The organism is Microcoleus sp. S13_C3, assembly GCF_036700905.1.
Taxonomy (GTDB): domain Bacteria; phylum Cyanobacteriota; class Cyanobacteriia; order Cyanobacteriales; family Microcoleaceae; genus Microcoleus.
In genome coordinates this window covers 73,018-96,496 of the sequence record NZ_JAUBPT010000007.1, presented here as the reverse complement: position 1 = coordinate 96,496, position 23,479 = coordinate 73,018, and the positions used below count along the sequence as shown (strand labels likewise).

The 23,479-nt window shown below is 46.3% G+C and carries 11 protein-coding genes; 9 read left to right on the top strand and 2 right to left on the bottom strand.

Annotated features, from left to right (window positions below):
- Nucleotides 1-117 precede the first annotated feature (117 nt).
- The gene (locus tag QUA16_RS03820) at nt 118-843 is read right to left on the bottom strand and encodes a DUF502 domain-containing protein (protein WP_333102991.1); all 726 of its coding nucleotides are present in this window, start codon (nt 841-843) and stop codon (nt 118-120) included.
- A 1,422-nt stretch (nt 844-2,265) separates the two neighbouring features.
- On the opposite strand from QUA16_RS03820, the gene QUA16_RS03815 reads away from it, so the two are divergent.
- On the top strand, nt 2,266-5,094 hold the full coding sequence (locus tag QUA16_RS03815) for a PAS domain S-box protein (RefSeq protein WP_333102990.1): 2,829 nt from the start codon (nt 2,266-2,268) through the stop codon (nt 5,092-5,094).
- Nucleotides 5,095-5,896: 802 nt separating this feature from the next.
- On the opposite strand, the gene QUA16_RS03810 is transcribed toward QUA16_RS03815, so the two are convergent.
- On the bottom strand, nt 5,897-6,094 hold the full coding sequence (locus QUA16_RS03810; protein ID WP_015176637.1) for a hypothetical protein: 198 nt from the start codon (nt 6,092-6,094) through the stop codon (nt 5,897-5,899).
- A gap of 383 nt (nt 6,095-6,477) precedes the next feature.
- Here QUA16_RS03810 and QUA16_RS03805 point away from each other — a divergent pair, with 383 nt between their 5' ends.
- The 8 genes from QUA16_RS03805 to QUA16_RS03770 all read left to right on the top strand — a co-directional run bounded on the left by QUA16_RS03805 (nt 6,478) and on the right by QUA16_RS03770 (nt 23,076).
- Entirely contained in the window at nt 6,478-6,828 is a 351-nt protein-coding gene (locus QUA16_RS03805; protein ID WP_333102989.1) for an STAS domain-containing protein, read from the top strand.
- Nucleotides 6,829-6,971: 143 nt separating this feature from the next.
- Nucleotides 6,972-9,782, top strand: coding sequence for a TIGR03960 family B12-binding radical SAM protein (locus QUA16_RS03800; protein ID WP_333102988.1), 2,811 nt, complete (start codon nt 6,972-6,974; stop codon nt 9,780-9,782).
- A 939-nt stretch (nt 9,783-10,721) separates the two neighbouring features.
- Nucleotides 10,722-10,850 carry a hypothetical protein gene (locus QUA16_RS03795; protein ID WP_333102987.1) on the top strand — a complete coding sequence of 43 codons (129 nt, stop codon included), beginning with the start codon at nt 10,722-10,724 and terminating at the stop codon, nt 10,848-10,850.
- A 402-nt stretch (nt 10,851-11,252) separates the two neighbouring features.
- Entirely contained in the window at nt 11,253-13,589 is a 2,337-nt protein-coding gene (locus tag QUA16_RS03790; RefSeq protein WP_333102986.1) for an Rne/Rng family ribonuclease, read from the top strand.
- A gap of 1 nt (nt 13,590) precedes the next feature.
- Nucleotides 13,591-14,277 (top strand): ribonuclease HII, encoded by a 687-nt coding sequence (locus QUA16_RS03785; RefSeq protein ID WP_333102985.1) that lies wholly within the window; start codon nt 13,591-13,593, stop codon nt 14,275-14,277.
- Between the two features lie 501 nt (nt 14,278-14,778).
- The gene (locus QUA16_RS03780; RefSeq protein WP_333102984.1) at nt 14,779-20,427 is read left to right on the top strand and encodes an AAA family ATPase; all 5,649 of its coding nucleotides are present in this window, start codon (nt 14,779-14,781) and stop codon (nt 20,425-20,427) included.
- A gap of 487 nt (nt 20,428-20,914) precedes the next feature.
- On the top strand, nt 20,915-21,310 hold the full coding sequence (locus QUA16_RS03775; RefSeq protein ID WP_333102983.1) for a response regulator: 396 nt from the start codon (nt 20,915-20,917) through the stop codon (nt 21,308-21,310).
- Nucleotides 21,307-23,076: an adenylate/guanylate cyclase domain-containing protein gene (locus tag QUA16_RS03770; RefSeq protein WP_333102982.1), complete on the top strand. Its 1,770-nt coding sequence runs from the start codon at nt 21,307-21,309 to the stop codon at nt 23,074-23,076. Before QUA16_RS03775 ends, QUA16_RS03770 begins: the two co-directional genes overlap by 4 nt.
- Nucleotides 23,077-23,479: the final 403 nt, after the last annotated feature.

Here is a 23,479-nt window from a genome sequence, read left to right as displayed (position 1 = left end):
TGTCAACTGTCAACTGTCAACTGTCAACTGTCAACTGTCAACTGTCAACTGTCAACTGTCAACTGTCAACTGTCAACTGTCAACTGTCAACTGAAGGGCCACTAAAGATGTCTTGGTTCAATCTTCTTCGACTGGGACAGCCTGGTATCTTGATTCGGATACCAAGGGTTCGAGTGTTTTGCCCTTGATGTTTTCGGGGTTTACTGGAACTGAGTTGCTGGGGTTGACGATGCCGCCGGAGATGATGACTTTAAAGGCATCTTCGATCGACATTGACAAATTGACTAAATCTGCTTCCGGCACTATAGCGTACCATCCGGTGGTGGGGTTGGGAGTGGTGGGGATGAAAATGCCGATGGGGGTTTCACCGGAAAGGTGAGGTGGGATGTCGTTACTCTCGATCGTACCGGTCACAAATGCTAAAGTCCAGATTCCCCGCCGGGGATATTCCACTAACACCACGCGGCGAAATTTGTCGTTTGATTTGAGGAGGGTTCCCAGCAGTTGTTTGAGGGTTTTGTAAACCGAACCGGCTAGGGGAATTGCCTGCAACAGCCGTTCGCCAAAATCTAGCAGCCACTTGCCGAAAATGTTGCGGGCCATTAAACCGATGACTAAAATGCTCAGCAGGGGTACAGCCAGCCCTACTAAAAGATTTAGCAGATTCACCAAAATCGGGTGGAGTCCGTCAAAAGGGTTGATCTGCTTGGGAATTTTGGTGAGAAAATTGATCACCCAACTGGCGACGGTAATTGTCAGCCAGATGGTGGTAGCTAAGGGTATCACTACCAATAGTCCTGCGATCAGGTCGTTTTTTAAGTCTTGTTTGATGCGTTGGAGCACGGCGGGTCAAATCTCCTCGTAACTGGTTCCCAATAACCTGAATAAAGCTGAGACTAAAGCAACTGCACGGGCTTTACTGGAAGTCACCATAGACGATCGTCTTCAATTCTGCTAAACTCTACCCTTTCTTAGGGGGAAGAGTTAGGGATCGCCGGTGCTGTACCTCTATTTTAAAGAATTATTGCAAGTTGGCGCTTGATTTTAATATATGCGGGCTGTGCAGCAGCTCACCGTATGGTATATTTTAAGACATTTTGGGTCAGTTCAATCAATAAGCCGATCGGTCAATCGATTTTAGATTTTAGATTTTAGATTTTAGATTTTAGATTTTAGAATTGACCCCACGGATAAATGCGGGGGCTTGAGGATTTTAGATTTGAGATGCTTTCGATTGATTCCACGGATAAATCACGTGGCGAGTACCCTCAAGACATTCGTAGTCAGAGCCAGCCTGGGAGTCGAAGTGTAGCGAGTCCAAATAAAATTTTCTGTGATTTGTATCGGAAATTAATTGGTCGATCGAGCTTTCTCAGATTTTCGGCGGGGTGGCACTTCGTTTTACCGAATTCAGGGGAATCTCTGCAGGTTGAGTTCAGTGTCTATGCAAAAAACTATCTTTAGATAGATGCAGCGTGCCCAGTGTTATTAGTTGATGAGTGGTAATTTTTGATGGGGGAGAGCGCTCGATAAGCCAACTGTGGGATCGGTTGCAACTGTTGCATGGGAGGCAAATCCGGGAAAAAGTAAAGCAGACAGACCAGCAACTTTGACTTTTTTTGACAGGATCGATCGAGCTTCAGGAAATAAGGGCAGGATTCCAGCGAATTCCAGCTTGAGAGGAGCGACAAAGCAATATAGAATTAACTCCGGGCATCACTACAAAACAAAATAATCTACCAAACGAGGTAGCAGTAGTTAGTAGCAAGCGAGATAAATTACTAGATAGCTAGTTGTTTATAGCCAGAAGCGCGAAACTATTTGTTCAACAGGGTATAGCTAAACTGCTGCATAGAAGCAAGACTCCAGCGGTGCCGATTCCAAGGAAGCAGACGAAAGTTAAGGAAAAACAAGCGTACTAGCAAATCAAGTCAGAGCGGGGATTCACCTCGCGGCAAGCAGCAATAGACTTGGTTAGGGAGCATCTCAATGAAAGCAGCCAAGCTAGAACTTGGAGTTTTGAGGCTCTCTTGGTGCGAGGAAAGAGTCAGAAGAAAGGAGCCAGAAGAAGTATTTTTACAAATATGAGATGCTCCCCTTGATTAGAATTTAAAATTGAGATATGAATGCTCAACTCATGAAACCAATTGATTTTTACATTTTTTTATGCGATTCAAAACCCAAGACTTTTTTGTGCTTCACTTAAAGCCGCAGCCCGATCAAATTTTCTATCCGATAATTAATATTTAAGTAAAAGGAATTTTTGTGAAAACGCTCAATATCCTCTTAGTAGAAGACAGTCCCCTAGATGCCGAACTGATTGAGGCATATCTAATGGATGGCGGGCTCGAATTTTCTCTGGTGTGTGTGGAAAATCGAGAAGACTTTGCCGCGGCGCTGGAAAAACAACGTTTTGACATTATTTTGGCAGATTATATGCTGCCTTGTTTTAACGGGATAGCGGCGCTGGAAATCGCCCACACTACTTGTCCGGGAGTGCCGTTTATTTTTGTTTCGGCTACTTTGGGCGAGGAAGTGGCAATCGAAACTTTGAAAAGCGGCGCTACTGATTATGTTCTCAAACGCCGTTTGATACGCCTGGTGCCGTCGATTGAGCGGGCCCTGCGGGAAGTTCAAGAACGGAACGAGCGCAAGCAAGCCGAAGCACAGCAGCAGGAAAGCGAAGCTCGATTTCGGATTATGGCAGATACCGCGCCGGTAATGATTTGGATGTCGGACACTGACCAACTTGGCGATTACTTTAACAAAGTTTGGCTGGAGTTTACCGGTAGAACTTTGGCGCAAGAAATGGGCACGGGTTGGATGGAAAGCTTACACCCAGATGACTTGCCAGAATGTCTGGATATTTATCAAAAAGCCTTCGACGCTGGCAGCGAGTACCGGCTCGAATGCCGCCTGAGACGCTATGACGGGGAATATCGCTGGGTTTTGGGTACTGGCGTACCCCGGTACAGGCCCGATCGCACTTTTGCAGGTTACATCGGTTCTTACATCGATATTAGCGATCGAAAACAGGCAGAACAAGAACGCGCTGCAGCTTTGGAGCGCGAACAAGCAGCGAGGTTGCAAGCAGAAGAAACAGCTAAAGCGCTGCTATCGGCAAACGCTCAAGTTACTAACATTCTCGAAAGCATTACCGATGCTTTTATCGCAGTAGATTTAAATTGGAACTATACCTATGTCAACCACCAAGCTATTGAGCTTTTAGGCAGACCAAAAGTAGAACTCATCGGTAAAAAGGTTTGGGAAATATTTCCCTGGGCTGTCGATTTACAGTTTTACCAAATGGCGACCAAAGCAGTAGCAGAAAAGGTAACAATCGAGTATGAAGAATTCGTGCCGCTATGGAATAAGTGGTTGAAGGTGCGTTTTTATCCTTCCGATTCTGGTTTGTCGGCTTACATCCAAGACGTTAGCGATCGCAAGCAAGCAGAAGCTGCATTCAAAGCTAGCGAAGAAAAGCTGCGAATGTTGGTCGAAGCTAACTTGATCGGCATTATGTTCGGGGATGTTAACGGCCGTATCATGGAGGCCAACGATGAATTTTTGCGGATAGTTGGTTACACGCGGGAACAGTTGCAGCGCGGGGAATTAAACTGGATTGAGATCACGGCGGAGGAGTACCGATCTCTCGACGAGAAGGGGATTGCAGAGGCACAAGAAACGGGAGTTTGCACTCCCTACGAAAAGGAATTCTGGAGGAGAGACGGTAGCCGGATTCCGGTGCTGATCGGATATGTTTTGCTGGCGCAAAAGCGACAAGAATCTGTGGCTTTTATTCTAGATTTGACGGTTGGCAAGCAGTTGGAAAGAGAACTGCACGATCGAGCCGAGGAATTGGCGCGGGCGAACCGGATTAAAGACGAGTTTCTTGGAACTTTGTCCCACGAATTGCGGACGCCGCTGAATGCGATGCTGGGATGGGCACAACTGTTGCGAAACCGCAAGTTTGACGAAAAAACGACTGTTCGCGCTCTGGAAACGATCGACCGCAATACGCGCTCGCTGGCAACTCTGATCGACGATTTGCTGGACGTGTCGCAGATTATTACCGGGAAACTGTCGCTGAATTTGCGGTGGGTGGATGTGATTTCGACTGTTGAGGCTGCGATAAAGACTCTCGCGCCCGCGATTGGGGCAAAAAATATTGAAATTGTGACGGATTTCGACCCAACTGTGGGGCGGATTTGTGGCGATGCCGGCCGCTTGCAACAGGTGGCGTGGAATTTGCTGTCGAATGCGATTAAGTTTACTCCCGATGGGGGACAGGTGAGGGTGGCGGTGCGGAAGGTGGAGGGGACGATGACCCGTGAGGAATCCGCTTGCTGTAAAAATTTGTCGCCCGCTAGTGTCGAAATTGAGGTTAGCGACACGGGACAAGGGATTTCAGAAGAGTTTTTGCCCCACGTTTTCGAGCGCTTCAGCCAAGCTGACAGCTCTATAAGGCGATCGTACAACGGATTGGGTTTGGGTTTGGCGCTAGTGCGGCATTTTGTGGAAATGCACGGGGGGACGGTGCAAGCGGCATCGGCTGGGAAGGGACAGGGAGCGAGCTTTTTGGTGAGATTGCCAATTAAACAGCCGCGTGGCGACGGCGGATTTTCTGTTTCCGGGCCGGGGGAGTTTGGGGTTCCTCAAAGCCAGACGCCAGCCGCTGTAAAGGAGGCTTTTGTCAGCAGCAATCTTTCGGGAGTGCGGGTGTTGGTGGTCGATATCGACGCGGATTCCCTCGATTTTACCTGTACAGTGCTCGAAGATTGCGGGGCATTGGTGGAGACCGCTAGGTCGGGAATCGAAGCCCTGGAGGCGATTGAAAGGCTGAATCCGGATGTGTTGGCGATCGATATCGAGATGCAGGCCCCTGATGGAGAGGCTTTGCTGCGGCAAGTGCGAGCGCGGATGGCGGACAGGGAAATTCCGGCGTTGGCGTTCACGGCGGTTGGTAGGGTAGAGGAACGGATACGGGCACTGCAGCAAGGTTTTCAAATTTACGTGCCCAAGCCGATCGAGCCTGCTGAGTTGGTGGCGGTGGTGGCAAGTTTGGCGACGCGATGGAACGATTTTAGATTTTAGATTTTAGATTTTAGATTGACTCCGCGATGACAGATGTCGTTACTACACATCAATTTTCTTGCATTCGAGCGATCGGATAATTCTTAGGACTAAGGCCAACTGGCACTAGATAAGTAATTGGACAGAATTAATTACACACTGATTTTTTGCTGATTCTTTACTAGACAAGGCTTGTAGCCCAAATTTTTGTGTAATTAATTGTGTCCTACTACTTACTTAAAATTTAAGCTTTATTGGTGAGAGTTGCCCTTAGTCCTAATCCTGCCGAAAAACTTTTTTTAGTATTAGCTCGACTTAGAGCTAATTTGTCAAGTCCCAAAAGTTATAAATTTAATTTAGATCACAGTGTGTAGTTTTTGATACTGATAGCAGTTTCTCAAAGGAATGCAACTGTAGACAAGTTCCCAACCCCGATCGTCATCAGTATTACGATTTCTCAAATCTCAAATCTCAAACCTAAAATCTAAAATTGTATGAGGTTCAGGGACGATCGCCCTTAAAAGTCTCTCATCAAATATCAAGTTCACAACTGGGTGCTTCATTAAGCCAGAGAGTTAATCACAATTAACCTAATTTGTCATACCCCAAAAGTTATAGATTTAATTTAAGTCAAAGTTTTTAGCTTTTGATCGTAGGTGCAGGGACGATCGCCCTTAACAGTATCTCCTCAAATATCAAGTTCAGCAACGAGATGCTTCATTAGAAAAATATTCGGTCGGCGTAAATGCTTATAACACTCCTCTATTGCCCGCCGTGCAATGATTTTTTCGTTCTTGGATGTGGACTCGCCGCCCGATTCCCACTATCGACGACTAGATACCAATTGCACCCGGCCGGCATCCATTTCATCCATTAATAACTCTAAAGCCTCATAATCAATATCCGAGATGTACCCCAAACGGGTGAGCTCGTAATTGATTTCGTTTTCAATGTCAGGCGTCAACTGCTTAATGTAGAGGGCTTTTTCTACAAGTTGACGAATAGCATGAGTTGCTTGCATAGTAAGTCGGAGAACTCCGTACTGTTTAATTTTCCTCTGAACTGTCGAGCAAACAGGTGATCTAGATCAGAACTAATAAGTGATTTAAATTACCTTGTTCAGTTTTATCTAACAGCTAGGGCAAAGTCGATCGCAATTTTTATAGTTACCAAGACTAAACCCGCTGGTACCTATAAAAAATAGTATAGTAGCTTACGTTTCATCCCCAAATCTTACGCAAAATTTCATAAAAAAGAGTCAATAAATAAAGATTCAGTAAAATCACTGAAAACAACTGGTCAGTTGGCCTCAGAATAAGTTAGGCTCAAAGTAATCAAGTAGGTTTAGGCTTACATCCGTCCAGCGCAGTAGTTGAGAATACGTAGCAATCATAGGTTTGACATATGCAGACACTTCTTGCCCATAAACCAATTACGGTGATTCGACCCCTAGACTACCTGAATGCAGCCACCTGCGAAGAATTCGACGTACAACTAATGACAGCAATTGCAGCCCCCGGGGTTGTAGCGGTAGTCGTAGATTTGGCCGAAGTAAAATTTATTGACAGTGCCGGTTTGATGGCTTTGGTCTCTGGCCTCAAGCAGGCGAAAAAAATGGGGCGCAGGTTTAGTCTTTGCTCGGTATCCCCTGGGATTAAGATGATTCTGGAACTCAGCCAACTCGATCGAGTTTTTGAGATATTTGAAAATGTCGATAGCTTTGATGTCCAAAACTCCTGCGTAAAACAACACTGATAGAGCCTCCTCATCGACGAGAACAGGCAACAAAACACAGCAAATTCGGTTAAATGGCCGAAAAGACAGACGACTGTCGTTGGCGTGTTGGCAGATTTTAAGGTAGGCTGCTTAAGAGTCGCAACTATTTAGCGAGTCGAGCCGTGGCAGTAAAAGTCGAAGAATTACTTACAGCAGAGATTAATCAGCCTGCTCGTTATCTGGGAAACGAATTGGGGGCTACGCACAAGCCTTGGGACGCGGCGTCTGTGCGCTGGGTTCTCACTTACCCAGAAGTTTATGAAGTTGGTGCTTCCAATCTGGGGCACATCATCCTTTACAACATTTTGAACGCTGTGCCGAGGCAGTTGTGCGATCGGGCTTATTTGCCCGCCGCCGACTTGGCAGCAAAACTGCGATCGACCAAAACTCCCCTGTTTGCCGTAGAATCAAGGCGATCGCTCACAGAATTTGATATTCTGGGCTTCAGCCTCAGCTACGAACTGGGAGCAACAAACATTCTGGAAATGCTGGATTTAGCCGGCATTCCCCTAACTTGGCAAGAAAGAGCGACCAATCCCCAAAACGGTCAAATGCCGCTGATTTTTGCTGGCGGGCAAACGGCAACTTCCAACCCCGAACCCTACGCGGACTTTTTTGACTTCATCGCTTTGGGAGATGGAGAAGAGTTGCTGCCAGAAATTGGCTTGATTTTGGCAGAAGGCAAAACAAATAATTTGAGCCGAGAAGCATTGCTGCTGGATTTAGCGCAAATTCCCGGTGTCTACGTCCCGCAATTCTACGATATGGCGGCCGACGGTTCTGTTCATCCCAACCGCCCGCAAGTTCCAGAACGAATTCTGCGCCGCGTGGCGACTCCGATACCAGCTTATTCGATCGGGCTGGTTCCCTACGTCCAGACAGTACACGACAGACTGACAGTAGAAATCCGCCGGGGATGCACCCGCGGGTGTCGCTTCTGTCAGCCGGGAATGCTGACTCGCCCCGCGCGCGATGTCGAACCGCAGCAAGTCGTAGAGGCGATCGAACAGGGGATGCAAGCCACCGGGCACAGCGAGTTTTCCCTGCTTTCCCTGAGTTGTTCCGACTATCTGGCACTCCCAGCAGTCGGGATGGAAATCAAAAATCGCCTGAAAGATAAAAATATCTCTCTGTCTCTACCCAGCCAGCGAGTTGACAGATTTGACGATAATATTGCCGACATTCTCGGCGGTACGCGACAAGGCGGTTTGACTTTTGCCCCGGAAGCTGGTACTCAGCGGATGCGCGACATCGTTAACAAAGGTTTGACAAACGAAGAATTGCTTCGGGGTGTCAAAACTGCGGTCGATCGCGGCTGGGATAAAATCAAGCTGTATTTTATGATCGGTTTGCCCGGAGAAACAGATTTTGATGTTCTCGGCATCGCCGAAACAGTCCGCTGGCTGCACAGGGAATGCAGGATAAATGGCAGGCGGGGACTGACTTTTAACTTGACAATTTCTAATTTTACGCCTAAGCCTCACACTCCTTTTCAGTGGCACTCGGTTTCTACTGCTGAGTTTTCCCGCAAGCAAAAACTCCTGAAGGAAGAGTTTCGGGGGATGCGGGGCGTCAAGGTGAATTACACTGATGTGCGGATTTCGGCAATGGAGGATTTTGTCGGACGGGGCGATCGACGTTTGGGCGCTGTAGTCCGTCGCGCTTGGGAACTTGGCGCGGGTATGGATGCGTGGTGGGAAAGCTTGGATCAGGCTTACAAAGCTTGGACTCAGGCGATAGATGAGTCGGGCCTTACCTGGAAATACCGCCAAGTCGAAAGCGGTGAGTGGAATCTTTTTGAGAAGGAAGAGGAGCACGACACGGATGCGGACACGGATACACGGATGAATTTGACGGCGGGGGCGGGCACGGGGGCACCGCCCCTACCAGCGGGGGCGGGCACGGGGGCACCGCCCCTACCAGCGGGGGCGGGCACGGGGGCACCGCCCCTACTGGATCAACCTTTGCCTTGGGATCATTTAGATACGGGAATCGACAAAAACTGGCTGAAAATTGACTTGCAAAAGGCTTTGGAAGCAGCGACGGTTCCCGACTGTTCCTTTGAAGGGTGTTCGCGCTGTGGGGTTTGTGGCACTGATTTCGGACACAATGTGGTTGTGGATGCGCTGCCAATTCCTGAGTTTGCTGGGGAGTTTGTCCCGAATACGGAGCGGAAACAGCGTTTGCGGGTTTGGTTCGGGAAGGTGGGCGATATGGCTTTGGTTGGTCATTTGGATTTGATCCGATTGTTCGATCGAGTAGTCCGCAGAGCCGATTTGCCGATTTCGTTTACCGGCGGGTTTCACCCGAACCCTCGGATTTCTCTGGCAAATGCTCTGCCTCTGGGTGTTACCAGCACTGGGGAAATTGCCGACTTTGAGCTCACTGAGTCGATCGATATTGAGAGTTTTCGGGAAAAGTTGGCCGCGAAGCTGCCGGAAAATATTCCGATTTACAAGGTTGAGTCGATCGATCTCAAGGCTCCTTCTGCCAGTCAGTTGTTAGAAGCAGCGGAGTACGTGATTACTGTGGCTTCCGCAGGCTCGTTGACAGAAAATGGCCAATTAGGCGGGGAAAATGCTGCTCCTGTCTCCGTGGCTCCTGATGCCAACTGGGAAGCTTGGGTCAAGACGATCGCCGAAACCGAGGCTTTTTGGCGGGTGCATACTACTAAGTCTGGAAAGACGCAGGATGTCAATTTGCGCGATCGACTGCACAAACTAGAACTTGTAGATCACAAACCAGACAGCAGCACCTCTGCTAGGAGTGGTACATCCGAAGGTAGAGCCGTCTTGCGCTTTACCGGCAGTTGTCGCAGCGATGGCAACTTGCTAAAGCCAGAACATATTGTTTTCATGCTCGAACAAGTTAGCCAGCAGGAAATTCAGATTCTGCAGGTTGAGCGTAGTCAGCTAATCCTAGGTTATGGTTAAGATAGGGAAGCCGTGGTGGAATTTTTTACCTTCGGCTCTCGATCGGGATGTGTCGTTTCACGCTATAATCGCTTGTTATGGAAGCCGCGGTGGCTCGAGCGCTTTAGTCGCTCGCCGCCCTCGTCAACCAGCAACGCGGGCTGGGTGCAATTTGCTTCTGTTCAAGACTTCAAGCCTTTTTGTTGTACATTCACGGGCTAAATCTAGCGCCAAACCTGCAGGAGCGGGGTCTGAACCAAATTTAGCGATTAATTTCGATCGATCGACTGGTTGTCGGTGGTCGGCTTATTCAAAAATCTCACGGTTCAAACCGCAGAGCGGGTATTCAACAATAGATGTTTTTGGCGGGTCAAAAAACGGAGATAAGCCCCCGACTTAAGTCGTGGAGAACCAAAAATTTTAGATTTTAGATTAAAGTTCCAGCTCCCAGATTTATCTGTGGAGTAAATCTAAAATCTAAAATCTAAAATCTAAAATCGACTGACCCGTCAAAAAACGCAGATAAGCCCCCGACTTAAGTGGTGAAGAACCAAAAATTTTAGATTTTAGACTCTAGTTCAATCTCCCAGATTCATCTGTGGAGTAAATCTAAAATCTAAAATCTAAAATCGACTGACCCGTCAAAAAACGGAAATAAGCCCCCGACTTAAGTCGGAGAGAACCAAAAATTTTAGATTTTAGACTCTAGTTCAATGTCCCAGATTCATCTGTGGAGTAAATCTAAAATCTAAAATCTAAAATCTAAAATCTAAAATCGACTGACCCGTCAAAAAACGGAGATAAGCCCCCGACTTAATTCGTGGAAAATCAAAATTTTAGATTTTAGACTAAATTTCAATCTCCCAGATTCATCTGTGGAGTAAATCTAAAATCTAAAATCTAAAATCTAAAATCGACTGACGAGGTTTTAGGGTTGGCAGGGGCGGAGGTTGCAGTCGAATGCCAAGCTGGGGTATGTTGAGTGCGATCGCGCAAGAATTCAACAAAAGTCCTTACGCTTTCACTCCTACCTACTTTCGCTCAAAACCAGCCCTCTACCACCACGCAAGCGGAGTTATCAGTTCGTAGTGTTAAGTTGTGTGTTAAGAAATTGGTACGGTGTCAATGAATTTATTCGCGCTCGTTCAAAGGAAGAGTTGTAAGTGTTGAATTTTGAGTATTGATGTCGCAATTGTCTACTCAAATCTCAATATTGCTAACTCGATAAAAGCCTCCTTATTTCTATCTCTCAGATTTATCTGCTGAGCATAACTCATAACTCTGTACGGGCGGGTTTAACTACTTTATCTGTAACAGTTAACAGTGAACAGTCAACAGTTAACAGTGAACGGTCAACAGTTAACTTTCCTTCCACCCTGCACCAACTCACAGCTAATAACTCTTCAAGCTACTACTAATTACAGTCTAAGTCAGAGGCACTATGAGTGCGTAAGTGTCTCTAACTTGCTGCCAGTTTTTTGAGGAAATTGAATGACAAAGCAGATAGTTATAGCAGAGCAGCATCGCATTGCTGCCGTATTTTCAGAAGATCAAATCCAAGAACTTGTGGTAGCCACAGGCAGCCACCAAGTCAGTGACATTTACTTGGGAATTGTTGAAAATGTACTCCCTGGGATAGATGCGGCCTTCGTCAATATTGGCGATCCAGAACGTAACGGGTTTATGCACGTCACAGACCTCGGCCCGCTGCGCCTTAAACGCTCGGCAGGAGCAATTACAGAACTCCTGACCCCCCAGCAGAAAGTGGTGGTACAGGTAATGAAAGAACCGACGGGCAGCAAAGGCCCCCGGCTGACAGGCAACATTACCCTGCCGGGCCGCTATTTGGTACTGATGCCCTACGGCAGGGGAGTCAATCTCTCGCGGCGGATCAAGTCGGAAGCCGAGCGCAACCGCCTCAGAGCCCTGGCTATTTTGGTGAAACCGGCCGGGATGGGGCTGCTGGTACGCACTGAAGCTGAAGGGATGACTGAAGAAGCCATCATGGAAGATTTGGAAGTGCTCCAAAAACAGTGGGAAGCTGTTCAACTCGAAGGCGGTACTTCGCGGGCGCCGGCACTGCTCAACCGGGATGACGATTTTATCCAGCGGGTGCTGCGAGATATGTTCAGCGGTGACGTGAATCGGATTGTGGTGGACTCGCAAAATGGAATTAAGCGGGTGAAGCAGCAGTTGATGAGCTGGAACGGTGGTAAACTTCCTGCGGGAGTTTTGATCGACCACCACCGAGAGCGCGCCTCGATTTTAGAATTTTTCCGGGTTAACGCTGCGATTCGAGAAGCCCTCAGACCAAGGGTTGATTTGCCTTCGGGTGGTTATGTGATTATCGAGCCGACTGAGGCGCTGACGGTGATTGATGTCAACTCTGGCTCGTTTACTCGATCGGCGACGGCTCGGGAAACGGTACTCTGGACAAATTGCGAAGCAGCCACGGAAATTGCTAGACAACTGCGGTTACGCAATATTGCTGGGGTGATTATTGTTGACTTTATTGACATGGAATCCCGCCGCGATCAGTTGCAGGTGCTGGAACATTTCAATAAAGCTCTCAAAGCTGACAAAGCTCGACCACAAATCGCTCAACTGTCGGAATTGGGGCTGGTAGAACTGACTCGCAAGCGCCAAGGTCAAAATATTTACGAGTTGTTCGGCCACAGTTGCCCTACTTGCAGCGGGTTGGGTCATCTGGTGCGCTTGCCAGGGGAAGAAGACTTCGCCGCAGCGGTGCGGGAATCGGCCGATCGCACTGTTGCTACGTCGAACCGCGTTTTATTGAATTTGCCCGAAGGGTTGGAACGCCGCAGCTTGACGCCTGTGGCGGCTGCAAATCCTGTCCCAGTGCGGGAAGAACGCCCCCCCGAACCTGCTCGGGCTGCTTGGGAACCTCAAAGCGAAAGTTTGGATTTTGAGACCGGCAGCAACGCATCGCCTTTGGACTTGCTCAACCATCCCAGCTATCAGGATTTGGGGAACGGAACTAGACGACGCCGCCGCCGCCGGATTGGCGAAGAGCCTTTTGCTCTCCCGGCGGAGGAGGAACCGGTACGCAGCAAGTTGCGGCTGCCGAATACTTCGAGCGCGCCCGTCGCGGATACGCGCTCTGAGTATCTAGCACCCCCCGGCATCCGGGCGGCTTCGGAGGGCTTCGGGCTGGTTAATATGGCGACTGTGGGCAGGCGCGAGGATTTCGAGCGTGTGCGTCCGGCTAAGTCTGAGTTGATGAAGCCGATGGTGGAGCCTCCAGAGGTGATTTCGGTGGAAATGACGGCGGAGGAGCAGGATGTTTATGCTCTGATGGGGGTGTCTCCTTTGGTGCTTACCGATCGCAGTGTGAAAAATCCTAAGAATGCGATCGTTTCGGTGACTCTTCCGGGTTCGGCCCCGAACAAGCCGCCTTTCGAGCAGCTCGAATTTGAATTTGAAGCGACTACGCCTCCACAGAATGTTGAGGATGAGGAACGGGATTATTATCCAGAAAGGTCGGTAGTTGAGCCTGTTTTTTCTGAGGATGATGATGAGGATGATGATGTCCAAATTTATGGCGACAGTTCGATCGACGAAACTGATGATTTTGATCGGATTGAGGAACCCAGCGATGTGATGGGCGAATCCTATGAGCCGATCGAATCTAATGAGCCGATCGAATCTAATGAGCCGATCAAATCCTATGAGCCGATCGAATCCTATGAGCCGATCGAATCCTATGAGCCGATCGAACCCAGTCAACCCAGCGAGCCCAGCGAACCCGAGGAGCCTGCTATCAACCGTCGCCGCCGCCGCCGCTCGTCAGCCGTTGTGGATGAGTGATATGAAGTCAGAGGGAAGAAGGAAGAAGTCAGAGGTTCGAGGGAAGAAGGAAGAAGTAGAAATTTTTACTCTCTTCCCATCTTTCCATCTTCCCCTTTCCCCCTCTCCCTCGAACGCTCTGGTAATTGCGGGTGTAGATGAAGTCGGACGAGGGGCTTTGTTCGGGCCGGTGGTGGCAGCAGCCTGCATTTTGCCCGACGAAGTTCTCGATGAATTAGCAAGTTGCGGGGTGCGCGACAGCAAGCAGTTGAGTGCCGCAGCCCGGAGTCGGTTAGCTGTGAAAATCCGGGCTGTGGCTGTTGACTGTCAAATTGGTGCGGCTTCGGTGCGGGAGATCGATCGCCTCAATATTTTGCAGGCTTCTTTGTTGGCGATGAAACGGGCGATTTTGAAGTTGAAGGTGACGCCGGATTTGTGTTTGGTTGATGGGAATCAAAGGATTCCCAATTTGGCGATCGAGCAAGAGACGATGATCAAGGGTGATGCGCGATCGATTCAGATTGCGGCTGCTAGTATTGTGGCGAAAGTTTGGCGCGATGAATTAATAGTACGTTTGGCTGTTAAGTATCCTGAATACGACTTGACAAATAACAAAGGATATGGTACTGCTAAACATAAGTTAGCTTTGGAACGTTGCGGGCGATCGGCTTTTCACCGATTATCATTTAGCCCTTGTCGGAAATCTTAAAATAACCGTGAAAAACTTAGCTAATTCCAGCGCGATTATATAAAATTTGAAAAACCAAGAATTTCCGATTAAAAATTTCAGCTAGTGCAGGCTGAACAATGTGTATCACTTGTTAGGAAAACGAGCTAAGTAATAGAGTTGTCTTAGTCTCTTCCCAAATTTATAATTTTCAGGCTCCGGTAGCATCTATAGCAATCCTCGCATCAGTTGTACAAATATGTAGGGGTAGTGCTACCCCTACTCCCCGTGCCTACCCCGACGGATCGGGGCAACCGGGCGTGGGGAGAGCCCCTACAACAATTACACAATTCATTTAGGATTGCTATATAGAATCTTTATTTAACCTCTTGGGCATGACAAGCGAATTTCTTGATGGTACCCGCCACGTGATTTATCCGTGGAATCAATCCAAAATCTAAAATCTAAAATCCTCACGCGCCCGATTTTATCCGTGGGGTGGCCTCTAAAATCTAAAATCTAAAATCTAAAATCTAAAATCGAATGACTGATAATTTGTTAACAATTCCCGGCTATCGCACCATTGAGAAAATCTACAATGGCTCTAGAACACAGGTTTATCGAGGACTTTCTGACTCAAACCAAAAAGTAATTATCAAACTGCTATTGAGCGAGTATCCCACTGTTAGCGAACTGGTGCAGTTGCGGAATCAGTACACCATTACCAAAAATCTTGATCTTCCGGGAATTGTCAAACCCATTGCACTCTTAAACTACCGCAATGCTTTTGCTCTGGTAATGGAGGATGTGGGCGGTGTTTCCCTTGCTGAGTATACTGCTAATGCTGAAGCGAAGAATTTGGGCGATCGCCGATTAAGTAATTCTGAGGTTTCCTCCCCCCATACTTCGCCCCTACCGCTCGATGAATTTATGCCCATCGCGATTCAGATTGTCCAAACCATAGAAGGACTATATCACAACCGAATTATTCACAAAGATATCAAGCCCCAGAATATTATCATTCACCCTCAAACTAAAGAAGTTAAATTAATTGATTTCAGCATTTCCTCTTTTTTACCCAGAGAAAACCAACAAATCCAAAATCCAAACGTCTTAGAAGGAACACTAGCTTATATGTCCCCGGAACAAACCGGAAGGATGAATCGAGGGATTGACTATCGCACGGATTTTTACTCATTAGGAGTCACATTTTACCAACTGCTAACAGGGAAATTACCCTTTAACTCTACCGATCCGATGGAACTAGTTCACTGCCATATTGCTAAGATGCCAATACCCCCGATCGATCTGATTCCAGCTATCCCGGCAGTGTTGAATAACATCATTATGAAAATGATGGTAAAAACTCCCGAATCGCGCTATCAAAGTGCTTTTGGACTGCGGTACGACTTAGAAAATTGCTGGCAGCAATGGCAAGAGAATGGGAAGATTAGCCAGTTTGCCTTGGCGAATAGGGATATTTGCGATCGCTTCGTCATTCCCGAAAAACTCTACGGTAGAGAAACTGAAATTAAGGCGCTACTAGAAGCATTCGATCGCGTCAGCGAAGGCACTTGCGAAATCATGCTGGTGGCGGGCTTTTCCGGCATTGGTAAAACTGCCGTCGTCAACGAAGTTCACAAACCCATTGTCCGCCAACGGGGTTACTTCATTAAAGGTAAATTCGACCAATTCAAGCGCGATATACCCTTCTGGGCATGGGTGCAAGCATTCCAGAATTTAATCCGACAATTACTTACCGAAAGTGCTGCCGAGGTGCAGAAATTGCAGGTCAAAATATTAGAGGCGTTGGGTGAGAATGCTCGAGTCATTATCGATGTCATCCCCGAATTAGAACGACTAATTGGCAAGCAGCCAGAAGTGCCAGAACTAGAGGGAACTGCCGCTCAAAATCGCTTCAATCTATTATTGCAAAATTTCATCCGAGTCTTAGCGACAAAAGAGCATCCTTTAGTAATTTTTTTGGATGATTTGCAGTGGGCAGACTCAGCTTCATTGAAGCTAATGCAATTGTTAATGAGCGAGACAAATACCCGCTATTTGTTGTTAATGGGAGCGTATCGGGATAATGAAGTTTTTCCAGCACACCCACTGATCCTGAGCTTGGATGAGATTCGCAAAAACTCGGCAACAGTCAACCAAATTACTTTAGCACCCCTCGAAAAAACTTCCCTGAATTGCCTGATTGCCGATACTCTTTCCTGTCCACCAGAAAGGGCGATTCCTCTGACCGAACTAATTTTTACCAAAACCAAAGGGAATCCTTTTTTTGCTACTCAATTTCTCAATTTTCTTCATAAAGATGGGTTAATTAAGTTTGATTTTACCCCCCCACCCCCCCCTTGGCGAAGGGAAGCAAGCGGGGGTTGGCAATGCGATATTTCCCAAGTTAGGACGCTAGCTTTTACGGATGATGTGGTCGAGTTTATGGCGATTCAGTTGCAAAAATTGCCCATAGATACCCAGAATGTTCTGAAACTTGCAGCTTGTATTGGCAACCAATTTGACTTAGCAACCCTGGCAATTGTTCATAAAAAATCTCAGAGTGAGACAGCGGCCCATTTGTGGAAAGCGTTGCAAGAAGGATTAGTTATTCCGATTACTGAAGTTTACAAGTTTTTTCAGGACTCGGAAGCAGTTGAAGTTGCACAAGCGTCGGAGTTATCGGTTCCCTACAAGTTTTTACATGACCGAGTGCAGCAAGCAGCCTATTTTCTGATTCCCGAATCCCAGAAACAGTCAACCCATCTCGAAATTGGGCAACTGCTATTGAGGAAGGGCGGGCACGGGGGCACCGCCCCTACGGAAGCAGAAATACAAGATAAAGTTTTTGATATTGTCAACCAGTTGAATATGGGGGTGGAGTTAATTGAGTATCAGACTGAGCGAGATCGACTAGCTCAATTAAATTTAATTGCCGGACGTAAAGCTAAAGCTTCAACTGCTTATGCTGCGGCAAATATCTATCTGCAAACAGGGATTGAACTCTTGAGGGCAAACTGCTGGCTTCTTCAGTATGAATTGACCCTGAATCTCTATATTGCTGCCGCTGAAGCTGCCTATTTGAATGCTGACTTTGATGCTATGGAACAGATGGCAGGACTGGTTTTGCAAGAAGCCCAAACAATTTTAGATAGAGTTAAAATTTACGAAATTAAAATTGCCGCTCAGACAGCCCAGAGCAAGGTGTTAGAAACGATCGCCGTAGCAAGAGAGGCACTCTTACAATTGGGAATTGAACTCCCTGCCGAACCTGATGAAGCCTTGATTGGCAAAGCGCTACAAGCCCTTGCCGGCCCCCTCGGCGGCAGAAAGATTGAGGAATTGGTTGACCTACCTGTGATGACAAATCCACAGACTCAGGCAGCTATGCAACTGTCTGGTATGTTGTTTCCACCCATTTTCCAGGGAATGCCCGGTTTGCTGCCCCTGCTGAGCTCCACGATGGTGAGTTTATCGCTTTCCTTTGGGAATGCACCCGCATCTACGGTGGGTTATGCGATGCACGGGATGGTGTTGTGTGCCTTTTTACAAGAGGTGGAAACGGGCTATGGCTTTGGGCAATTGGCACTCTCATTGCTCGATAGGTTCAATGTACGGGAACTCAAGTCCACAGTTCTACTTTTGTTTGGTGGCTGGATTCAGCATCGCCAAGAATCTCTTTTGGCAACAATACCGACGCTGAAAGATGGCTTTACGGCTGGCATGGAAACTGGCGACTTTGTAGACGCTGGCTACAACATATATATTTATTTTTATACGCATTTATTCGCTGGGGTAGAACTAGACACTTGGGAACCAGAAATAGCAGGTTACAGGGCTGTTATGGCGCAGTTGAAACAATATTCTGCTCAGATTTATTTGGATATGGTTCAGCAGACGGTGCAAAACTTGAGGGAAACCCATATGCGGCCGGATTTGTTAATAGGCTCTGCCTACGATGAAACGGTGATGATTCCCAAGCACTATCAGGATAATGAATTTACGGCGATCGCCTGTGCCTACATCTTCAAACTGCTGCTTGCTTACTGCTATGGCAATTACACGGCTGCCCTAGACCACATTACCCAAGTCAAACAGTATTTGATGGGAGTATCGGGATCGATTTTTGTTCCCCTTTTCCATTTTTATGCCGCCCTCACCCACCTGGCACTTTTTCCCACACAGCCAGAAACCGAGCAAGCTTCCATTCTTGCCCTGGTGGAAACCCATCAAAGCACGCTGCATCAGTGGGCGCAAAATGCTCCCATGAATTATTTGCATAAATGGTATTTAGTGGAAGCAGAACGACATCGAGTTTTAGGTCAAAATATGGAGGCGATGGATTATTACGATCGCGCCATTAAACTCGCTAAAGAAAATCAGTACATTAACGAAGAAGCACTTAGCAATGAGCTGGCAGCCAAATTCTATTTAGCCTGGGGAAAAGAAAAAATTGCCCAAGTCTACCTAACTGATGCTTACTACGCCTATGCACGCTGGGGCGCCCAGGCAAAAGTTGAGGATTTAGAAAAGCGCTATCTCCAATTACTTGCGCCTATTTTTTACCCTGAAATGAGCTTAAAAAGAGGTCAGACACTTGCCAAAATGATGACGGAAACTGTGGCCAGTACCAGTTCAGGTGTTTCACAAGTTCTGGACTTGGCAACAGTAATCAAAGCATCTCAATCACTTTCAGGAGAAATCAACATCGATAAGTTGCTCTCCACTTTGATGCAAGTGATGATTGAGAATGCGGGAGCAGAAAAAGGAGCTATGATTTTGAGAGAAAGAGATTCTTTCTTCGTCGCGGCTCAATGTGCGATCGGTAAATCGTGCAACCTGCACTCAACTCCCGTTGTTGACTCTAACGAAATTCCGCTCGCGATTATTAACTATGTCTCGCGCACCCAAGAAACTTTGGTAATTAATGATGCGACGACTGAGGCTACCTTTGCTGCTGACTCTTATATCATCCAGCATCAACCAAAGTCGGTTTTGTGTCTGCCGATTCAACATCAAGGAAAGGCGATCGCCATTCTTTACTTAGAAAATACTCTCGTTACAAATGCCTTTACTCCCGATCGGTTGGCAGTCTTAAATATCTTAGCATCCCAAGCTGCCATCTCCATAGAAAATGCCCAACTCTATGCCAACTTAGAAGCAAAAGTAGAAGAACGCACCCAAGAATTATCGCAAGCTTTAAGCAATCTCGAAGCTACCCAAGAAGGATTGATTCAATCAGAAAAAATGGCAGCTTTAGGACAACTTGTGGCCGGAGTTGCCCACGAAGTTAACACTCCCCTGGGTGCAATTCGCTCGTCGGCAGGAAATGTTTCTAAATTCTTGAATCAAACTTTAGAACAGTTGCCCGCACTTTTTCAATCTCTCTCCCCAGAAGAAGCACAGAATTTCTTGAGTTTACTTCAGCGTTCCCTCCAACAAGAAGCAAGCTTATCAACCAAAGAAGAACGCAAATTGAAGAGAGCTTTGAGAAGCCAATTGGAAGAATTAGGAATTGACAGTGCCGATACCGTAGCCGATCGCCTAACGATCATGGGCGTTTATAATGAAATTGATACCTTTGTCCCTTTGTTGCAAAGATATGATAGTTTACATCTCCTAGAAATAGCATACAAAATTTCTGAATTAAAAAGAGGTATTGCTACTATCAACACAGCTACAGATAGAGCATCAAAAGTAGTTTTTGCCTTGAAAACTTATGCCCGCTACGAACAGTCTGGCGCAAAAACAGCAGCCAGTATTACAGAAGGTATTGAAACAATCTTAACCCTGTATCAAAATCTCCTCAAACAGGGAGTTGAGGTCATCAAAAACTATGCCGAAATCCCGCCGATACTGTGCTATCCAGACGAACTAAATCAAGTTTGGACGAATTTAATTCACAATGCTTTGCAAGCAATGGATTATCGAGGCACGTTAACAATTGAGTTAACGGCTCAAGATGACCAGGCTAAGATTAGCATTAGCGACAGCGGCCAGGGGATACCAGAAGAAATAAAAGGGAAAATATTTGACCCGTTTTTTACTACTAAGCCCGCAGGAGAAGGCAGCGGATTGGGACTAGATATTGTGAAGAAGATTGTTGACAAGCATCAGGGAAAAATAGAAGTCGAATCAATTCCGGGCAAAACTACATTTAATGTTTTCCTGCCAATTATCGCTGTATAAGCAGGTCAAGGAGTTCGCAAACGATGTAAAGCAGTAAGTAGGTCGGGTTTTACTTGGTTCCGCGTAAGCTGCCATCTACCCCATAGAGAGGATTGATTTCAAAAGATAAAACGTTTTGAGGCCCCTAACTCCGATTCAACTGACATCTTGCAGCAATATCAATAAGAGGATTTTTCGTGGGGTCGGGCGGGTTTATAGAACCTATTTGCAAGCTTTAAGGCTGTTGGCGAACCCGCCCCTACGGCTAATTGAGAATGGTGCAATATCTCAGATTCAACAGGAAACAGATGTAAAACAGCAGTACGATGCGTTATGCTCAGCTAAGGTGCTACGCAGATAAGTTGGTTGGTTTCGGCGACTGGGGAGGGGGAGAGGATTTGGCGAGCCGTTGACTTGTGACATCTTAAGATAAGATGGGGCCTACTAATACACTTTACTACTTTGACTACCTTTGCTACTAATAACAATTAAAAAGGATAAAAAATAGATGTCTAAACCAGTTATTTTGTGCGTTGACGATGAGAGAATGGTATTAGACAGTCTCCGGACGCAGCTAGCAGCAGAATTTGGCAATGCCTACACCTACGAAGCAGCCGAAGATGCTGAGGAGGCTTTAGATGTAATCAGCGAACTTTCTGACGAACACACCCACGTGATTCTGATTATTTCGGATTGGTTAATGCCCGGTATTAAGGGAGATGAGCTACTAATCCGCATTCACAAGGAATACCCGCATGTTATTAAAATTCTGCTGACGGGTCAAGCGGATGAAGTAGCCATTGAAAGAGCAAAAAAACTAGCCAACCTTCATTGTTGCTTATCTAAACCTTGGTTGGAATCCGATTTGCTAGAAACTATTAAATCGGGTTTATCTAAACTATGAGCCAACAGGTAATTATCTGTGTTGATGATGAGAAAACTGTACTCAGGAGCCTCAAAGCAGAACTGCAAGAGGCTGTTGGCAATGATTATATAATCGAAATTGCTGAAGGTGGGCAAGAGGCATTAGAGTTAATTGAAGAATTGCTAGAGGAGGGGGATGAAATTTCTTTAATTATTTCCGACCACATTATGCCTGATATGAAGGGAGATGAGCTGTTGAAACAGGCTCATATAATTTCGCCTAAAACTATAAAAATTATGCTGACAGGACAAGCAGATATTGGGGCGATCGCCAATGCTATCAACTCTGCAAACTTATATCGTTATATTACCAAACCTTGGCAATCTGAAGACTTGAAATTGACAATTAGAGAAGCGCTAAATAGTTATCTTCAAGATAAACAACTGACAGAACAAAATGCCCAACTCCAGCAAATAAATCAGGAGTTTGCCGAGTTAAACAGCCAGCAAACCGTACTCATTGCTAAACTACACGAAGATGAAAATCGGTTGACACAGTTTTTGGAAGCAATGCCGATTGGTGTGGGTGTCCTGGATGCGGCCGGAGAACCTTACTACATCAATCGGAAAGCAAAAGAGATATTGGGTAAAGGAGTTGTACCGGATAGCAGTTCCAAGCAATTGTCCGAGGTTTATCAACTCTATCAAGCAGGCACCAATCAAAAGTATCCTACGGAGAATTTGCCCATCGTGCGCGCCTTGAAGGGGGAAAGTGCTAGGGCTGACGATGCAGAAGTTCATCAAGGGGATAAGATTATTCCCCTAGAAATCTTCGCTACTCCCATCTACGATCAACAAGGAAATATTGTTTATGCTATCAACACTTTTCAAGATATCACGGAACGCCAAGAAGCTGAGGCCGAACGCAAAAAGTTCATTGAGGATCTCTTTGAGGTCAATTGCAATTTGGAACTTTCACTGGATGCAGAATTAGAAATTGCGGAGGCGACAAGTCGCTTTGTACCCAATGAGTTTTTAGCTTTTTTGGGATGTGATAGTATTGTTGATATTAAATTGGGAGAAGCGGTGGAGTTGGAAATGTCAGTTTTGTTTTCTGACATCCGCGATTTCACTACTCTCTCGGAAAAGATGACACCGGAAGAGAATTTCAAATTTATCAATTCTTATCTGAGTCGAATGGAACCGCTGATTGTGGAAAATCAGGGGTTTATTGATAAGTATATTGGCGATGCAATTATGGCTTTGTTTAGTGAGGGGGCGGATGATGCTGTGAAAGCCGGAATTGCTATGCTGCATACTCTTGCTGAATACAATCGAGAGCGCGCTTCTTTGGGTTATGTGCCGGTTCAGATTGGGGTGGGAATCAATACTGGTTCTTTGATTTTGGGTATAGTGGGCGGAAAAAGCCGGATGGACGGTACTGTGATTAGCGATGCGGTTAATTTGGCTTCTCGCATTGAAAGTTTGACGAAGAATTACGGGGTGTCGCTGTTAATTACTCAGCAGACTTTCGATCGCTTGACAAATCCTGCTGATTATGCAATTCGGGTAATTGATAAAGTTCAGGTTAAGGGTAAGTCTGAATGGGTGACTGTTTATGAAGTTTTTGATGCGGATTTGCCGGAAGTTAAAGCGGGGAAGTTAGCGACTCTGCAACTATTTACTGAGGCTTTGTCTTTGTACAATATGAATAGTTTTAGGGAAGCTGCGGGACTTTTTGCGGCTTGTTTGGGGCAAAATCCGGGGGATAAGGTGGCTCGAATTTATTGGGAAAGGTGTCAATAGTTAGTTGACAGTTGACAGTTGACAGTTGACAGTTGACAGTTGACAGTTGTCAGTTGTCAGTTGTCAGTTGTCAGTTGGTAGTTGACAGTTGTCAGTTGTTAGTTGGTGATTTTTAGTAATAACCAAGGACTACTGACTGCTGACTAATGATTAATGATTAATGATTAATGACTACTGACTGCTGACTAATGATTAATGATTAATGATTAATGATTAATGATTAATGATTAATGATTAATGATTAATGATTAATGACTACTGACTACTGACTACTGACTATTGATTAATGACTAATGACTACTGACTAATGACTACTGACTACGGTTGTTAGTTGACAGTTGACAGTTGACAGTTGACAGTTGACAGTTGACAGTTGTCAGTTGTCAGTTGTCAGTTGTCAGTT

Coding starts and splice junctions, on each gene's coding strand:
- QUA16_RS03785 (WP_333102985.1), top strand. CDS start 13,591: ATGAAGTCAGAGGGAAGAAGGAAGAAGTCAGAGGTTCGAGGGAAGAAG.
- QUA16_RS03780 (WP_333102984.1), top strand. CDS start 14,779: ATGACTGATAATTTGTTAACAATTCCCGGCTATCGCACCATTGAGAAA.
- QUA16_RS03805 (WP_333102989.1), top strand. CDS start 6,478: ATGCAGACACTTCTTGCCCATAAACCAATTACGGTGATTCGACCCCTA.
- QUA16_RS03795 (WP_333102987.1), top strand. CDS start 10,722: ATGCCAAGCTGGGGTATGTTGAGTGCGATCGCGCAAGAATTCAACAAA.
- QUA16_RS03770 (WP_333102982.1), top strand. CDS start 21,307: ATGAGCCAACAGGTAATTATCTGTGTTGATGATGAGAAAACTGTACTC.
- QUA16_RS03810 (WP_015176637.1), bottom strand. CDS start 6,094: ATGCAAGCAACTCATGCTATTCGTCAACTTGTAGAAAAAGCCCTCTAC.
- QUA16_RS03790 (WP_333102986.1), top strand. CDS start 11,253: ATGACAAAGCAGATAGTTATAGCAGAGCAGCATCGCATTGCTGCCGTA.
- QUA16_RS03775 (WP_333102983.1), top strand. CDS start 20,915: ATGTCTAAACCAGTTATTTTGTGCGTTGACGATGAGAGAATGGTATTA.